We start from the raw sequence: 14,879 nt of genomic DNA, 5'->3' as shown, positions 1-14,879 counted from the left end.
TTATAATCAATATAAAAACTAACTATTTTTACCGAATTTCATGTTTTTTACAATAGCAGGACGAGCTCCTACATGTTCATCTAAAACAACAGCTACAGAATCATTATTTCTTTTGATGCTTTTGACTTTGGTACTAAGGTTAAAAAGATAATTATCATTAACTAAAATGTTTCATTGCGGCATCTTTAAATTCCCCAACACAGTCCATCGTTTCTTCATCATTTTTATATTCATCGAAAAAGATTTCAATATCTTTTTTCGATAGAGTTATGTCTTTTAATGTTTTTGCATTGTTTTGTTTTATTGCATTATTTAAATTTAAAAGAAACTCGTCTAATGTGTAGCTAGAATTTATTCTATCTAAAAGTACTCCTGATATGTTTAAACCTGTTTTTATCAAGTCGTCTTTGCTTTCAATACCTAAACCTGATAGTCCACCATTTGCATTTACTTCTTCGACAAAACTTTTACTTTTATAGGGTTCAGATCCTTTTGTATAACCTCTAATAGGTCCTGGGTTCTGGGTGCTCCCAACTAAGAGAGTGTACCTTACAGAAGCATAGTCTGGAACTTTGTAAGGAAGAGCTGTCAGAGCATTACCATCAGTTGGTTCTCCTCTTTTTCTCTCGTCATCATGATGTAAAGGAAGTTTTAGTTCTCGGTATGCTTTATCTAATAAATCTTTATCGAAACTATCAATAAGAATAGGCGGGGTAATGACCTTTACTTTTTGCCCAATTCTTTTTTCTACTAAATTCATAGCTGTTTTTGTAGCGGCAATTAACCCAATACTATGAGGTATCTTTTCTTTACCAATAACATTATTTATGAGTTTAACTAGTTGGTTACCAGAATATGATCCGTCATCAATGAATAAAATAGTACCAGAGTTATTAAGTATACTTGCATATTCTCCATCTTTTCTAAGGTTCATATCTCCTTTCTCTTTTACAGGGAGAGAGATTATTCTATTAGGAGGTAATCCTCCGTTTTTTTTAACTTCAAAAAGAACTCTACCTGTTAACCAAAAATTACTCTTTCCAATTTCTGATACAATACAGCTATATTCTCCAATTTCAATAATTTTTTTAGCTATCTCAGAAACTTTATCATCAAACTCTTTAACACTTATTATTTTAAATTGTTCGATATATTTTTTTGCAGCTTCTGGATAGGAAGTAGTGTTAAAATTTTGAACTTTATTAATTGGGTTAGTAATTGAATATTTCTCCGAAATGGATAGATATTTATTTATTTTATTCCACTTTTCTTGTTCTTTGCCCATAACTGTATTTATTTTAAGTATGTTTTTAATTTTTTTATTAGGTATTGTTCGTCTAAAAATATTTTAAACTGCTCCCAATTTGGAGCTTGAGCCGTTTTTGCCAAGTCTTCTTTTTCCTCTGTAGTTAAGTCATTTTCTCTTTGTACCGTTAATGAATTAAAAGCAATTTCATCTTTTGGTCTTTTACTAGGTCTTAGTAATAGGCTTTTCAATACTTCATATAAATTAAGAACAGAAATTCCATTGATAAGTTCGTTTTTTGCTCCTTGCATTCCAAAGTCCTCTATTTGTTGCAAATCAATTAAAACTTTAGTTTCCTTATGTTCAACCTTGGCTACAACTATTCCTTTTAGTATTGATGAAAATTCTCCTGAATTAACTAATTCATCATGACTGTTTTTTGGACTTGTTACGAGTATATCAAAATCTTCAGGTAATTGTGAAACAATACTACCATGCATGGCTTGAGCCATACTCCCTTGAAGTTTGTAATCAATTTTTTTTTGTCTGAAAGCATTATCCATAGCTTGTAAAGCAAGGTTATAATTTGCCATACTTGCATTATTGTTTTCAGAATTATCCACTAGATTATATTTTCGTTGGATAATGTTTGTTTGTTTTATTTTAGTAAAGTTATCCACTTTCTATCTCTTTTATTAATTTAAATTTTTATTACTGTACAATTTTAGCGCTGTGAAGAGGAGTCCCTACTTGAAGAATGATACCCTTTTCAAAGTTAAGGTTACTCCCTTTTTTAGAAAAAGTTCTATTCACCATTATTTCTACTAAAGTTCCTTTAAATTGTCTTGCAGGTTCTGTAGAATATTCGACTACGGTTCGTTCTTTTGTATTTCCGTGTATTTGTATATTCCCTTTATTTTTTGCTTCTAGAATCTTTTTTAACTTTTCTAGCTTATCGCTTTCTGAACTTCCTCCAGAAGCACCTACTACACCCTCGTTGTTCCCAACTTGTTCAATTACAGATTCTTCTGTAGGTTGTTTTTGTTTTAAGTCTACAGTTTTTCCACCGGCTAACTCCATTTTAACTGTGGCTTCGGCTTCAGTTTGATCACAAACCCTCCATAATTTTATAAGGTTTTCATTTTTTTGAGCTTGCATTTGTTCTAATATGTTCATATTATTTATTATTTATTGTGTGATTTTCGAAACGAGTTTCATAAGAAAGTTTACACCATTATTTATTTTAGATATGGCTTGTATCTTTTCATTATTGGATCGGGTGGCATCTTTTAACTCCTCCATAATTGAATAGGCATTTTGTGTACTAATAGCACTTTCTTTTATAATTAAGTCGAGGTCCTTAGTGGAAAAATTCGTTAAGTCATTTAGGTCTTTTTGCAGATCCACTTCTGTTATAGAAGATGCTTTATTTGCCAAATCATCCCAGTTTATATCATCCATAATTATTGTTTTTTTGAGGTATCAATTACCTTTAGATTTTGTTCTATAGTATGATGAAAATTAACTATTGATTTTTCGATTTTATCTACATCTATTTCTTGACCGGTCAAATTTTGTATAGACTGCATTGTTTTTCTTTTTTCTGCTTCTAGTTTGGAAGCAGAAGTAATTAGGTCATGCAATACATATGATGCTCTGTTATAGTCTTCGTAGTTTGCATTTAAATTACCAATAATTTGATTTTGTTGATTTTCCAGTAGCGATTGTAAAGAGTCTTTCTTTCGAAGTATTACCGGAATGATATTTTTTATTACGGAAGGTAATTGCTCTTTATAATCGAGTTCTTCTGGAAGCAGTTTACGATAGTTATCTACTACTTTAGGTACATATTTATTATGGATAAAGTTGTTGATGGTATTTCTACGTTCTTCAAAAAGTTGTTGCACAAGCGTTATGTTTAGTTTATGCATTTCCTCAGTTTCTTTTCTGATTTCTTCTGATAATTGTACAGAAGATTTGGGAATCGAAACGCATGAACTGGATAAGATCATTATTAGACATGCGTATAAAATTGTTGTTTTTCTCATGCTTTTACTAATCGAATTATATATTAGCTTGTGTTAAGGAATTACTGTCGTTATTGGTGTTTGAATTGAACCAAAAGTTTAAAATCTGCCCAACAGCGCCAGTTAAAACACCTAATAGAATTTTTACTTCTCCCATTAAAGAGTTTTCTCCTTTCTCCATATTAACAGAGTCACTGATTTCTACAGTTAGTATGATTATCAATAGTGTGATATAGCCTACCAGGAATAATAGACTGAATATGAATTGAATTTTCTTATTACTCATTTCTTTCTTTTCTTTTTGATTTTAACTTAGCTTACCAGTGTAATAGCGCTTCTTTTGCTTTGATGTTTTCTAGAGAACGCTGAATTTCTTCGGAAGACGGTAGTGCTATGCTTCCATTGGTGTCGCCGGCATTTGTTCTACTAAAAGTTGTTCTTGGTGCTTGGCTTTTTACTTGGTTTTCCTTAAATCTTTGATATATCTGTTGAATATCATCTAATTGTTGTTCTATTTCTTGTGAGGTAAAACCGGTAGCTTTTTCAAATAAATTATTTTGATATAATTGGATAAAAGTATTGTAATCTAATGCAGAAGCATCAATAGTTGATTTTACCATGACAAAAGCACTGATTTGTTCTGCAGAATTTGATATACTCTTTATGTTTGTATAACGTTTCCAAGCTTTTAAATCTAAACGTACTAAAGCACGTCCTTCAGCGAAAACAGAAAGAAAATGATTTTCATTTTCACCACCCTCTTTACTTGCAAATAGTGTTTGTATACCTTTGGTCATTAAAGAACCAACTCCTTTAAGTACATTTTCATTTCCTCCTCTTATAAAATCGCCTATTGCTTCTGTTATAGTTGTTGCAATAGCATCCATACTCGATGTTGCATAAGCATGTGTTTGTCTTGTAGAACCGATAATAAAACTTACTGGAATGTCTTTACTGGATCCGCTTCCTGCATTTGCTAGTTCCTGTCTTAGTGCTAGATCAAAATAATCAGCCTTAGCATTTGCTAAAGCCGTCATGTTATCTAGTTGTGTTTCCATTTCTTGTTTCGCTTCAGCTGTTCCATCAAAGCTTTTGATGGCATTTCTAATTGCTCCCATAAATTTTTTATTTGTGTGTGATTTATAGAGCAAAATTAGAGCTGTTTAAGATTGTAAGTTGGTGACTTTTGTCACAAGAAATATTGAAATAAACTTAAAACATTGTTTTTTAATGTTTTATGATGGTTGGTGAAACAAGAATTTTAAATATTAGTGTAATTAGATATTTTAATCTTGAAAATTAGCTGTAATCCTCCAACTATTTTTATGTTCAAAATAAAATAAGGGGTATTAATTTTCTCGCTCTAAATGAAGTTGACTGATAGAGCTGAAGAGGTAATAGTTTTAGTATGTATAAGATAGGAAAATAAAAAGACCGTCAAAAACTAATTTAACGATCTTTTAAACAAACAACTAAATTCTAAAACCTATGAAAGTTAAAGAAGATTTTTATGCTCTTTTGAGCAAATATTTTTAGAAGCAGTACTTATTTTCTGCTTTTAATTTTTCTGCGATTGTATTACGTAATTCAACAATGTTAGGGTAGTTAGCGTATTTTGTAAAACGCTTTAATCCCATTAACATCATACGTTGCTCATCACCTTCTGCAAAAGAAATAATTCCTTCTTTAGCATTTTTGGTAATAATATCAACAGCATTATATAAATACAATTGAGTCATAGCTATCTGCTCTTTCTGAGAAGCTTCACCAGAACGTTTTACGTTTTTCTCAGTTCTCAAAATAGCAGACTCTGCCATATATGTTTCAATTAAAATATTTGAAGCAGCTGTCAATAATTGTTGATGTTGCTCTAGTTCAGGTCCAAATTTTTGGATGGCAGCACCTGCAACCATTAAGAATACTTTCTTTAATTTACCAATAATCTCTTTCTCTTCAGCAAATAACTCAGAGTAATCTGGAGTATCGAATGAAGGGATACCTAATAGTTCTTCACCAACAGCCATAGCAGGGTTTAATAGATCTACATGACCTTTCATTGCTTTTTTAACTAGCATTCCAACAGAAAGTAATCTGTTAATTTCATTAGTTCCTTCATAAATACGAGCAATACGAGCATCTCTCCAAGCTGACTCCATTGGAGTTTCTTCAGAGAATCCCATTCCTCCAAAAATTTGGATTCCTTCGTCAGCACAATTTTGTACGTCTTCAGAAACAGCCACTTTTAAGATAGAACATTCTATGGCATATTCTTCAACACCTTTTAATTCAGCTTCTTGATGAGTATTTCCTTCAGATTCGCGAATAGCAATTCTATCTTCAATGTTTTTAGCAGCTCTGTATGATGCAGATTCACCTACATAAGCGTTTGTAGCCATTTCAGCTAACTTAGATTTTATAGCCCCAAACTCAGCAATAGGAGTTTTAAATTGCTTACGTTCGTTAGCATATTTTACTCCCTCAGTTATAATTCTACGTTGAGAGTCTAAACAAGCAGCAGCTAATTTAATACGTCCGACATTCAAAGCATTCATGGCAATTTTGAATCCACCACCACGAACAGATAACATATTTTCAACTGGTACTAAAGTATCATTAAAAAATACTTGACGCGTAGAAGATGCACGAATACCTAATTTATGCTCTTCTTCACCTAATGTTACACCATTAGGGTTGTTTTTATCATATTCTAATATAAAACCAGTAATGTTTTTATCATCACCAATACGAGCAAAAACGATAAAAATCTCAGCAAAACCTGCATTTGAAATCCACATTTTTTGACCGTTAATTTTATAGTTTTTACCGTCTTCTGTTAATTCAGCAGTGGTTTTTCCAGAATTTGCATCTGATCCAGCACCAGGTTCTGTTAAACAGTATGCACCAAAACGTTCACCCATTGCTAATGCAGGTACAAATTTTTGTTTTTGCTCTTCAGTACCGTATAAGGTAATAGGCATAGTACCAATACCAGTATGTGCACCAAAAGCAGTACTAAAAGATCCAGTTCCACTGGAAATATAGTCACATGTAAGCATTGTAGAAACAAAGCCCATTCCTAAACCTCCATAGGCTTCAGGAACAGATACTCCTAAGAAACCTAATTCACCTGCTTTACGCATTGTTTCTTCAGTTAAAGCATAATCTTTAGCTTCAAAACGAGTTTTATGTGGAATGATTTCACGGTCGTTAAATTCCATAACGGCTTCTTTCATCATTCTTTGCTCCTCAGAAAAATCTTCAGGAGTAAATATATCTTCGCAATTAGTTTCTTTTACTAGGAATTGCCCACCTCTTAATAAATCTGACATTTTGTTTTGTTTTTGTTTTTTAGTTTAAGAATTCAAAAATACCAGCAGCACCTTGTCCAGTTCCTACGCACATGGTTACCATTCCGTATTTTCCTTGCATATTACGCTTACGCATTTCATCAAATAATTGAACTGATAATTTAGCTCCAGTACAACCTAAAGGGTGTCCTAGTGCAATTGCACCACCATTAACATTAATGATTTCTGTATTTAATCCTAATTCACGAATTACAGCTAATGATTGAGAAGCAAAAGCTTCGTTTAATTCAATTAAACTAATATCTTCTTGTTTTAATCCTGCTTGTTTTAATGCTTTTGGAATAGCAGCAACAGGTCCAATACCCATAATTCTAGGAGGAACACCAGCAGCAGCATAACTTACCATACGGGCAATTGGTTTTAGGTTTAATTCCTTAACCATTTCCTCGCTCATTACCATAACAAAAGCAGCACCATCACTAGTTTGAGAAGAGTTACCAGCAGTTACGCTACCATTAGTAGCAAATACCGGACGCAAACGTTCTAAACCAGCAATGTTTGAACCTTTACGAGGTCCTTCGTCTTTGGTTACAGTATATTTTCTTGTAGCTCTTTTTCCTTTAGCATCTATATAAGTTTCTTCAACTTCTATAGGCACAATTTGATCTTGAAAACGATTTTCTTCTTGAGCTTTTAGCGCTTTTAAATGAGAGTTTAAAGCAAATTCATCTTGATCTTTACGAGAGATATTGTATTTCTGAGCAACTTCTTCAGCAGTGTTACCCATACCCCAGTAATAATCAGCATGGCCGGCAGCAACTGTATCGTAGTTTAATTCAGGTTTAAACCCTGTCATTGGAACTGAACTCATGCTTTCTGCTCCACCTGCAATAACACATTCAGCCATTCCAGATTGAATTTTTGCAACTGCCATACCAATTGTTTCCAATCCTGACGAACAAAAACGGTTAACAGTAACTCCAGGAACATCTTCAGTTTTTAAACCCATCAAAGAAATTAAACGGGCCATGTTCAATCCTTGTGAACCTTCTGGCATTGCATTTCCTACAATTACATCATCAATACGTTTTTTATCGAACTCAGGTAACTGCTCCATCATATATTCGATAGTTTCAGCAGCTAACTCATCAGCTCTTTTAAATCTGAACGCGCCTCTTTTCGATTTTCCTACGGCGGTTCTATATCCTTTTACTATATATGCTGTTTTCATTTTTCTTAGTTTCTTAATGGTTTACCAGTTTTTAACATGTGCTGAATACGCTCTAACGTTTTGCGCTCTGTACATAAACTTAAGAACGCTTCACGCTCTATGTTTAATAAGTATTGCTCAGAAACTTTTGTTGGTTCTGATAAATCTCCACCTGCCATTACATAAGCTAATTTATTGGCAATCTTTTGGTCATGCTCAGAAATAAATTTACTGGCTTGCATTGAATCGGTGGCAACCATAAATGCACCTAAAGCTTGTTTACCTAAAACTAAGACATCTTCACGTCTTACAGGTTGAGTATATCCGGCTTCGGCTAATAAAACAGCATGCTTCTTAGCCTGCGCAATTTGACGTTCTTTGTTTACAACCACTACATCTTTTCCTTGTTGTAATAAACCTAAATCAAAAGCTTCATAAGCAGAAGTAGATACTTTTGCCATACCAATGGTTAAGAAATATTCTTGAAGTACATTTAATTGAACATCTCCTTTTCTGAAAGTATCAGATGCTCTTAGGGCCATTTCTTTAGAACCACCCCCACCAGGGATTACACCAACTCCAAATTCAACTAACCCCATATACGTTTCAGCAGCGGCAACTACTTTGTCAGCGTGTAATGATAGTTCACATCCGCCTCCTAAAGCCATACCGTGAGGTGCAGAAATTGTAGGAATTGATGAATAACGCATTCGCATCATTGTATCTTGGAAATACTTGATAGCCATATTTAATTCATCATATTCTTGTTCAACTGCCATCATAAAAATCATTCCTATGTTAGCACCTACTGAGAAGTTTGCAGCTTGATTACCCACTACTAAACCTTGAAAGTCCTTTTCTGCTAAATCAATTGCTTTGTTCAATCCTGCTAAAACATCTCCACCTATGGTGTTCATTTTAGATTGGAATTCACAATTTAAAATACCATCTCCTATATCTTCAATAACAACTCCTGAGTTTTTAAATACTTCATTCGTTTTACGAATATTATCTAAGATGATAAATGAATCTTGACCAGGTTTTTTGGTTTGAGCTTTTGCAGTAACATCATAGTAATAAGTTGCTCCTTCTTTAACTGAATAAAAAGAAGATGAACCTTTAGCTAACATTTCAACAACCCAAGCAGCAGGTTCTTTACCTTCAGCTTTCATTAATTCGATACCTTTTTCTACTCCTATAGCATCCCAAATCTCGAAAGGACCATTCTCCCATCCGAAACCAGCTTTCATAGCATCGTCAATCTTGTATAATTCATCAGATATTTCTGGAATTCTATTTTGAACATATGCAAACATTGCTGCAAAATTCTTACGGTAAAATTCACCAGCCTTATCTTTTCCATCAACCAATACTTTAAAACGATCTATTGGTTTATCAATGGTTTTTGTTAATTCTAAAGTAGCAAATTTGGCACGTTTTTTAGAACGATATTCCATCGTATCTAAATCTAATGACAAAATTTCTTTTTTTCCTTCAGCATTTACTGATTTTTTATAGAAACCTTGTTTGGTTTTACTACCTAACCATTTGTTTTCCATCATTGTGTTGATGAAATCAGGAAGCTTAAATAAATCATGAGCCTCATCATTCGGACAATTTTCATAAATACCGTTAGCAACATGTACTAAGGTATCAAGCCCCACAACATCAACAGTTCTAAAAGTAGCTGATTTTGGACGTCCAATCACTGGACCTGTTAATTTATCAACTTCTTCAATAGTTAACCCTAATTCTTTTACTTGATGAAATAAAGATTGAATTCCGAAAATTCCAATTCTATTTCCAATAAAAGCAGGGGTGTCTTTTGCTAAAACAGAAGTTTTTCCTAAAAATTTAGAACCATAATCCATTAAGAAATCTGTAACTTCTTGTTTACAGTTTGGTTCAGGTACAACTTCAAATAATTTTAAATAACGCGGAGGGTTAAAAAAGTGAGTTACTGCAAAATGTTTTTGAAAATCTTCACTTCTTCCTTCATTCATAAATTTGATAGGAATCCCTGAAGTATTTGAAGAAATAATTGTACCAGGAGTACGATGCTTTTCAACTTGTTCAAAAACACTTTGTTTTATGTCTAAGCGCTCAACAACAACTTCCATTATCCAATCTACATCTTTAATTTTATGTAAATCATCATCAATGTTACCAGTGGTAATTCGATCTGCAAATTTTTTACTGTAAATAGGAGATGGTTTTGATTTTAAAGAAGCAGTTAGTGCATCATTAACCAAACGGTTACGTACAGCTTTATCTTCTAAAGTTAATCCTTTTGCTTTTTCTTTGTCATTAAGTTCTCTAGGAACTATATCTAATAATAATACTTCAACGCCAATATTAGCAAAATGACACGCAATACCAGATCCCATGATTCCAGAACCTATAATCGCCACTTTTTTAATTCTTCTTGTCATTAGTTTTAATTGTTTTATACAGCTTGTTTATTTATATCGTCACCATAAATCATTTTGTCAGTAATGAGCTGATTTATAGTTTTTGTTACTTTAAAGAAGTTTTCTAACTCCTCATCGGTAATATGTTTCCTTACTTCATTATTAAATTGATATACATGTCCTTTAGATATTTCACGCATTTCTTTACCATAATCGGTAAGTTTAATAATTACGCTTCTTCCATCATTTGGATTCTTTTCTCTAAAAATAGCCCCTTTATCTTCCATGGTTTTTAATAAACGAGAAAGACTTGTAGGTTCCATACCCATTAAAGGACCAAGAGCGGTTGAAGGTGTTCCGTCTTCGAAATCAATATTAAGTAAAACAAAAGCTGTAGCCATTGTGCTATTATGTTTAGCAGCTTGTTCATTATACATTTTTGCAACAGCTTGCCAGGTGGCTCTTAACTGATGATCTATTGATTTGTTTTTTTCCATACTGGGTCAAATATATAAAAAAATATTATGCATGCATAGTAAATGGCAAAGAAATTATGCATGCATAGTATTTTTTTAATGAAAAATGAGGAAATTGTTAAGTAAGTAAATTTTTGCTGAAGGAATGTGTATTGAAAATTACCTTAGAAAATAATTTACTTTTTCATGATAATTATTTAGAAATGATGAGTCGATGTTTATTAAATAAAGGTTTATATTATAATAGTTTCATAATTAAAATTTTAATGAAGTAGTAAAAGTGATTTTTTAATATTAAAAAGTAATAATTTTTTTGTCTTCTTTGTAACAAATGAAGATTAGAGTGTACTAATTAAATGTAAAAAATATGTAAGTTTGTTTAAACATACTATTAAAACAGCTATTAATTAACCAAAAAATCAATGAATAATTTATTAGAAATTAATAATGTGGTAAAACGCTATGGGGATTACACTGCATTAAATGATGTATCCATGCATATTCCAAAAGGAAGTGTTTTTGGGTTACTAGGTCCGTAATGGAGCAGGGAAAACTTCATTAATTAGAATTGTTAATCAAATAACAATGCCAGATAGTGGTAAAATACTTTTAGACGGTGAGGCTTTGGCCCCTCATCATGTTGAGTATATTGGTTACTTACCAGAGGAAAGAGGATTGTATAAAAGTATGAAGGTAGGAGAGCAGGCATTATATTTGGCTCAATTAAAAGGATTGTCTAAAACAGAAGCTAAAAAACGTCTTAAATATTGGTTTGATAAATTTGATATTGGAGCTTGGTGGGGAAAAAAAATTGAAGAGTTGTCAAAAGGAATGGCTCAAAAAGTACAGTTTATTGTAACGGTATTGCATCAGCCCAAATTATTGATATTTGATGAGCCTTTTTCAGGGTTTGATCCTATAAATGCTCAGTTAATAGCTAAAGAAATATTACAACTACGTGATGAAGGCGCAACTATTATTTTTTCAACTCATAGAATGGAGAGTGTAGAAGAAATGTGTGATTATATTGCTTTAATAAATAAATCTAATAAAATTTTAGACGGAAAATTAGATGATATTAAACGTGAATTTAGAACAAATACTTTTCAGATAGGCTTAAATACAACCAACGTTAAAGAAGTAGAAAGCAAATTAAAAGAGAATTTTAAAGTTTTACCAGCTGATTTTAGATTGTTAAATGATGGATTAAAGTTAAATGTAAAATTAACTGAAGGTAATTCAGCGAATGATTTACTATCATTTTTAACAACTCAAGGAGAAGTACAACATTTTGTAGAATTAATTCCAAGTGCCAATGATATTTTCATTGAAGCAATAAATAAAAACAGTTAGTATAATGAAAAAGTTACGATTAATTATAGAACGAGAGTTTATAGCTAAAGTTAAAAATAAATCATTCATTGTAATGACTTTTTTAAGTCCTTTATTAATGATTGGTATGGGAGCATTGGTGTTTTTTTTAATGAAAAAGAATGATGAAAAGGTAAAGAAAATAGTATATGTTGATGAATCAGGATTGTTTTCTAAAGAAATTTTTAAAGATTCAAAAACTGTAAAGTATGAAGATTTTACAAAGTTAGGAATCGATGATTCTAAAAAGAAAGTAGAGCAAGGAGATTACTACGGAGCTCTTCATATACCTAAAATAGATAGTTTAGAAGTGTTGGCAAATTCAATTGAATTTTTCTCAAAAGATTCACCGAGTATGTCAATAATGGGAAGTTTAGAGAATAAGATTGAAAAAAAGTTAAGGAATGAAAAACTAACAAAGTTTGGAATTGATTTAGCTCAAATTAAAGCATCTAAGATTCAATCAGATATTAAGATGTTTAATTTTTCAGGAGAAGAATCTTCGAAAGCAAAGAATGTTGCTAGTATAATTGCTGGGGGACTTGCTGGTTATATGTTATTTATGTTTGTGATGATTTATGGTACTTCGGTTATGCGAAGTGTAATAGAAGAAAAAACAAGTAGAATTATTGAAGTAATAGTTTCTTCTGTTAAACCGTTTCAATTAATGTTAGGTAAAATTATTGGAAATGCTTCAGCAGGCTTGTTGCAATTCTTTATTTGGGGAGTTTTGTTGTTTATTATAACTATTGTTGCCTCTTCTTTATTAGGCATAGATATGGTAGAGATGCAAACATCACGAATTCCTGCAGATCAAATGGAAGCTGTAAAACAAACTGTTTCTGTAAATAAGTTTGAGCAAATTATTATAGAAATTTTAAGTCTTCCTTTGTTTAAAATTTTTGTAATATTTATTTTCTATTTTTTAGGAGGTTATGTATTGTATAGCTCTCTTTTTGCAGCAGTTGGTGCAGCAGTTGATAATGAAACAGATACGCAACAATTTATGATGCCTATTATGTTACCTTTAATGTTAGGAGTGTATGTTGGATTTTTTACTGTTATTAATGATCCTCATGGACCAATTTCGGTAGTGTTTTCACATATACCTTTTACCTCTCCCATAGTAATGTTAATGCGTATACCGTTTGGTGTAGCTTGGTGGGAAATTATAATCTCTATGATGTTACTAGTAGGTACGTTTATGATAATGGTGTGGTTAGCAGCAAAAATTTATAGAGTAGGTATTTTAATGTATGGAAAAAAACCTAGTTATAAAGATTTATGGAAATGGATTCGTTATAACGGGTAATATATTCTAAAAGCTAAAAATAAAAGTAGTTATTGTTAAAGATAACTGCTTTTTTTGTGTAAAATAAAATATTTACCATAATTTTATTCGTGTGAAAGAACTAAATAATATACTCAACTATTCGTTTAAGTTTAATGATGAAATAAGCATAAGTGTAAAAGCTATTTTAGTACTAATACTTGTATTAGTAATCGCCTCTATACTTTTAAAGCTTTTTAAAAAGTTAGTAGTAAAAAGACTTCGACAAGAAGATAAAAATAAATTTGATACTGTTTTTTCTTTTGTTAGTTGGTTACTATATAGTACTATTTTTCTTACAACTCTTAGTGCATCTGGTGTAAATGTAACCGCAATTTTTGCAGCTTCTGCAGCCTTGTTAATTGGTGTAGGTTTGGCTTTGCAAACTTTTTTTCAAGATATAATTTCTGGTATTTTTATAATTGTAGACCAAAGTGTACATGTAGGTGATATTATTGAATTAGATAATAAGATAGGAAGGATTGAAGAAATAAAACTACGTACAACAAGAGCAGTAACTATTGACAATAAAGTGTTGATTATACCAAATCATAAGTATTTAACGAGTAGTTTGTATAACTGGACACAAAACGGAACAACCACAAGGGAAAGTGTCAAGGTAGGAGTTGCATATGGAAGTGATTTAGAATTGGTTAAAAAACTTTTATTACAAGCTGCAAATGAACACCCAAATATATTAGCTAACCCTGAACCTTTAGTTTTGTTTACTGATTTTGGAGATAATTCTTTAGATTTTAAGTTAGTATTTACATTAAATGATAGTTTTATGGCTTCTATTCCACAAAGTGATGTTCGTTTTAAAATTGATAAATTATTTAGAGAACATAATATTTCTATACCATTTCCGCAAAGAGATGTACATATTATTAAAGAATAGGATTTAATGAAAAAAAGAAATGTATCAAGGTTTTTATTCTATATAACCTCAGCTCTATTCATCATATTTTGTATTTGGGAAATAGAGAATGCTATAATTTTCTTTATTCCTTTGTTAGTGTTTCAGGTAGTTTTGAAAGTATTTGAAGTAATAAAGTTTTATAAATATAAAAGAAGGTTGATTAAATTAGGGGAGAGAGAATTCTTTTTAAATCAATACATTGCTTCTTTTTTAGTTTTTATAAGCTTTATCGTTTATATTGTATATGTTTCAAGATTTAACTTTGATTTAAATACAGAATTCGCTTACTTTTTTCTAGGTGAAAGTGGAAATTCAGGTTTTTTTTATGGATTATTTATGTCTTTGGTAATAAGAGGTCTATTTAAAGTTAATTATGAGGTTTATTTAACGGATAAAGGAATTGTAAAGGGAAGAAGTTATTTTGAAGATTATCTTTGGGAAGATTTTTTAAGTTTCGAAATAATAAAGGAACAGTCTTTGATTCGTTTTAAAAAGAAAAATGATAAATTTATTTTTATAAAGTACGAAGAAGATACATTTAAAAATAGAGAAGGTCTAATAATAAGTAAGTTGAAATAAAA

Annotated in this window: 14 protein-coding genes and 1 pseudogene; 4 read left to right on the top strand and 11 right to left on the bottom strand. The window is 31.3% G+C overall.

Going from position 1 to position 14,879, the window contains the following annotated elements:
* Positions 1-157: 157 nt before the first annotated feature.
* The 11 genes from ACMFBB_RS08620 to ACMFBB_RS08570 all read right to left on the bottom strand — a co-directional run bounded on the left by ACMFBB_RS08620 (position 158) and on the right by ACMFBB_RS08570 (position 10,699).
* The gene (locus ACMFBB_RS08620) at positions 158-1,285 is read right to left on the bottom strand and encodes a hypothetical protein (RefSeq protein ID WP_435264001.1); all 1,128 of its coding nucleotides are present in this window, start codon (positions 1,283-1,285) and stop codon (positions 158-160) included.
* A gap of 8 nt (positions 1,286-1,293) precedes the next feature.
* Positions 1,294-1,926, bottom strand: a complete 633-nt coding sequence (locus tag ACMFBB_RS08615) for a hypothetical protein (RefSeq protein WP_435264000.1) — start codon at positions 1,924-1,926, stop codon at positions 1,294-1,296.
* Between the two features lie 31 nt (positions 1,927-1,957).
* Positions 1,958-2,422 carry a hypothetical protein gene (locus ACMFBB_RS08610; RefSeq protein ID WP_435263999.1) on the bottom strand — a complete coding sequence of 155 codons (465 nt, stop codon included), beginning with the start codon at positions 2,420-2,422 and terminating at the stop codon, positions 1,958-1,960.
* A 12-nt stretch (positions 2,423-2,434) separates the two neighbouring features.
* Complete coding sequence (locus ACMFBB_RS08605; protein ID WP_435263998.1) at positions 2,435-2,707, bottom strand: hypothetical protein; 273 nt, start codon at positions 2,705-2,707, stop codon at positions 2,435-2,437.
* A gap of 2 nt (positions 2,708-2,709) precedes the next feature.
* Positions 2,710-3,258: a hypothetical protein gene (locus ACMFBB_RS08600; protein ID WP_435263997.1), complete on the bottom strand. Its 549-nt coding sequence runs from the start codon at positions 3,256-3,258 to the stop codon at positions 2,710-2,712.
* A 52-nt stretch (positions 3,259-3,310) separates the two neighbouring features.
* Positions 3,311-3,559: a hypothetical protein gene (locus ACMFBB_RS08595; protein ID WP_435263996.1), complete on the bottom strand. Its 249-nt coding sequence runs from the start codon at positions 3,557-3,559 to the stop codon at positions 3,311-3,313.
* Between the two features lie 31 nt (positions 3,560-3,590).
* Positions 3,591-4,391: a hypothetical protein gene (locus ACMFBB_RS08590; RefSeq protein WP_435263995.1), complete on the bottom strand. Its 801-nt coding sequence runs from the start codon at positions 4,389-4,391 to the stop codon at positions 3,591-3,593.
* Positions 4,392-4,805: 414 nt separating this feature from the next.
* Positions 4,806-6,602: an acyl-CoA dehydrogenase family protein gene (locus ACMFBB_RS08585; RefSeq protein ID WP_435263994.1), complete on the bottom strand. Its 1,797-nt coding sequence runs from the start codon at positions 6,600-6,602 to the stop codon at positions 4,806-4,808.
* A 19-nt stretch (positions 6,603-6,621) separates the two neighbouring features.
* The gene (locus tag ACMFBB_RS08580; RefSeq protein WP_435263993.1) at positions 6,622-7,812 is read right to left on the bottom strand and encodes an acetyl-CoA C-acyltransferase; all 1,191 of its coding nucleotides are present in this window, start codon (positions 7,810-7,812) and stop codon (positions 6,622-6,624) included.
* A gap of 5 nt (positions 7,813-7,817) precedes the next feature.
* Positions 7,818-10,223 carry a 3-hydroxyacyl-CoA dehydrogenase NAD-binding domain-containing protein gene (locus ACMFBB_RS08575; protein WP_435263992.1) on the bottom strand — a complete coding sequence of 802 codons (2,406 nt, stop codon included), beginning with the start codon at positions 10,221-10,223 and terminating at the stop codon, positions 7,818-7,820.
* Between the two features lie 14 nt (positions 10,224-10,237).
* On the bottom strand, positions 10,238-10,699 hold the full coding sequence (locus tag ACMFBB_RS08570; protein WP_435263991.1) for a MarR family winged helix-turn-helix transcriptional regulator: 462 nt from the start codon (positions 10,697-10,699) through the stop codon (positions 10,238-10,240).
* Between the two features lie 401 nt (positions 10,700-11,100).
* Here ACMFBB_RS08570 and ACMFBB_RS08565 point away from each other — a divergent pair.
* The 4 genes and pseudogenes from ACMFBB_RS08565 (at position 11,101) to ACMFBB_RS08550 (ending at position 14,877) form a co-directional block, all read left to right on the top strand.
* Positions 11,101-12,031: pseudogene (locus ACMFBB_RS08565) on the top strand (ABC transporter ATP-binding protein).
* Between the two features lie 4 nt (positions 12,032-12,035).
* The gene (locus ACMFBB_RS08560) at positions 12,036-13,361 is read left to right on the top strand and encodes an ABC transporter permease (protein WP_435263990.1); all 1,326 of its coding nucleotides are present in this window, start codon (positions 12,036-12,038) and stop codon (positions 13,359-13,361) included.
* Positions 13,362-13,452: 91 nt separating this feature from the next.
* A complete protein-coding gene (locus ACMFBB_RS08555; RefSeq protein WP_435263989.1) occupies positions 13,453-14,277 on the top strand; it encodes a mechanosensitive ion channel family protein in 825 nt (274 codons plus the stop codon).
* Between the two features lie 6 nt (positions 14,278-14,283).
* Complete coding sequence (locus ACMFBB_RS08550; protein ID WP_435263988.1) at positions 14,284-14,877, top strand: hypothetical protein; 594 nt, start codon at positions 14,284-14,286, stop codon at positions 14,875-14,877.
* The last annotated feature ends 2 nt before the right edge of the window (positions 14,878-14,879 follow it).

The sequence above is a fragment of the Tenacibaculum sp. nBUS_03 genome, assembly GCF_051201695.1.
Taxonomy (GTDB): Bacteria; Bacteroidota; Bacteroidia; order Flavobacteriales; family Flavobacteriaceae; genus Polaribacter.
This window is presented reverse-complemented; position numbering and strand designations above follow the sequence as displayed.

Excerpts from the sequence above, each read along its gene's own strand:
- ACMFBB_RS08620 (WP_435264001.1), bottom strand. The coding sequence starts at position 1,285 with ATGGGCAAAGAACAAGAAAAGTGGAATAAAATAAATAAATATCTATCC.
- ACMFBB_RS08610 (WP_435263999.1), bottom strand. The coding sequence starts at position 2,422 with ATGAACATATTAGAACAAATGCAAGCTCAAAAAAATGAAAACCTTATA.
- ACMFBB_RS08605 (WP_435263998.1), bottom strand. The coding sequence starts at position 2,707 with ATGGATGATATAAACTGGGATGATTTGGCAAATAAAGCATCTTCTATA.
- ACMFBB_RS08600 (WP_435263997.1), bottom strand. The coding sequence starts at position 3,258 with ATGATCTTATCCAGTTCATGCGTTTCGATTCCCAAATCTTCTGTACAA.
- ACMFBB_RS08595 (WP_435263996.1), bottom strand. The coding sequence starts at position 3,559 with ATGAGTAATAAGAAAATTCAATTCATATTCAGTCTATTATTCCTGGTA.
- ACMFBB_RS08590 (WP_435263995.1), bottom strand. The coding sequence starts at position 4,391 with ATGGGAGCAATTAGAAATGCCATCAAAAGCTTTGATGGAACAGCTGAA.
- ACMFBB_RS08585 (WP_435263994.1), bottom strand. The coding sequence starts at position 6,602 with ATGTCAGATTTATTAAGAGGTGGGCAATTCCTAGTAAAAGAAACTAAT.
- ACMFBB_RS08580 (WP_435263993.1), bottom strand. The coding sequence starts at position 7,812 with ATGAAAACAGCATATATAGTAAAAGGATATAGAACCGCCGTAGGAAAA.
- ACMFBB_RS08575 (WP_435263992.1), bottom strand. The coding sequence starts at position 10,223 with ATGACAAGAAGAATTAAAAAAGTGGCGATTATAGGTTCTGGAATCATG.
- ACMFBB_RS08570 (WP_435263991.1), bottom strand. The coding sequence starts at position 10,699 with ATGGAAAAAAACAAATCAATAGATCATCAGTTAAGAGCCACCTGGCAA.
- ACMFBB_RS08560 (WP_435263990.1), top strand. The coding sequence starts at position 12,036 with ATGAAAAAGTTACGATTAATTATAGAACGAGAGTTTATAGCTAAAGTT.
- ACMFBB_RS08550 (WP_435263988.1), top strand. The coding sequence starts at position 14,284 with ATGAAAAAAAGAAATGTATCAAGGTTTTTATTCTATATAACCTCAGCT.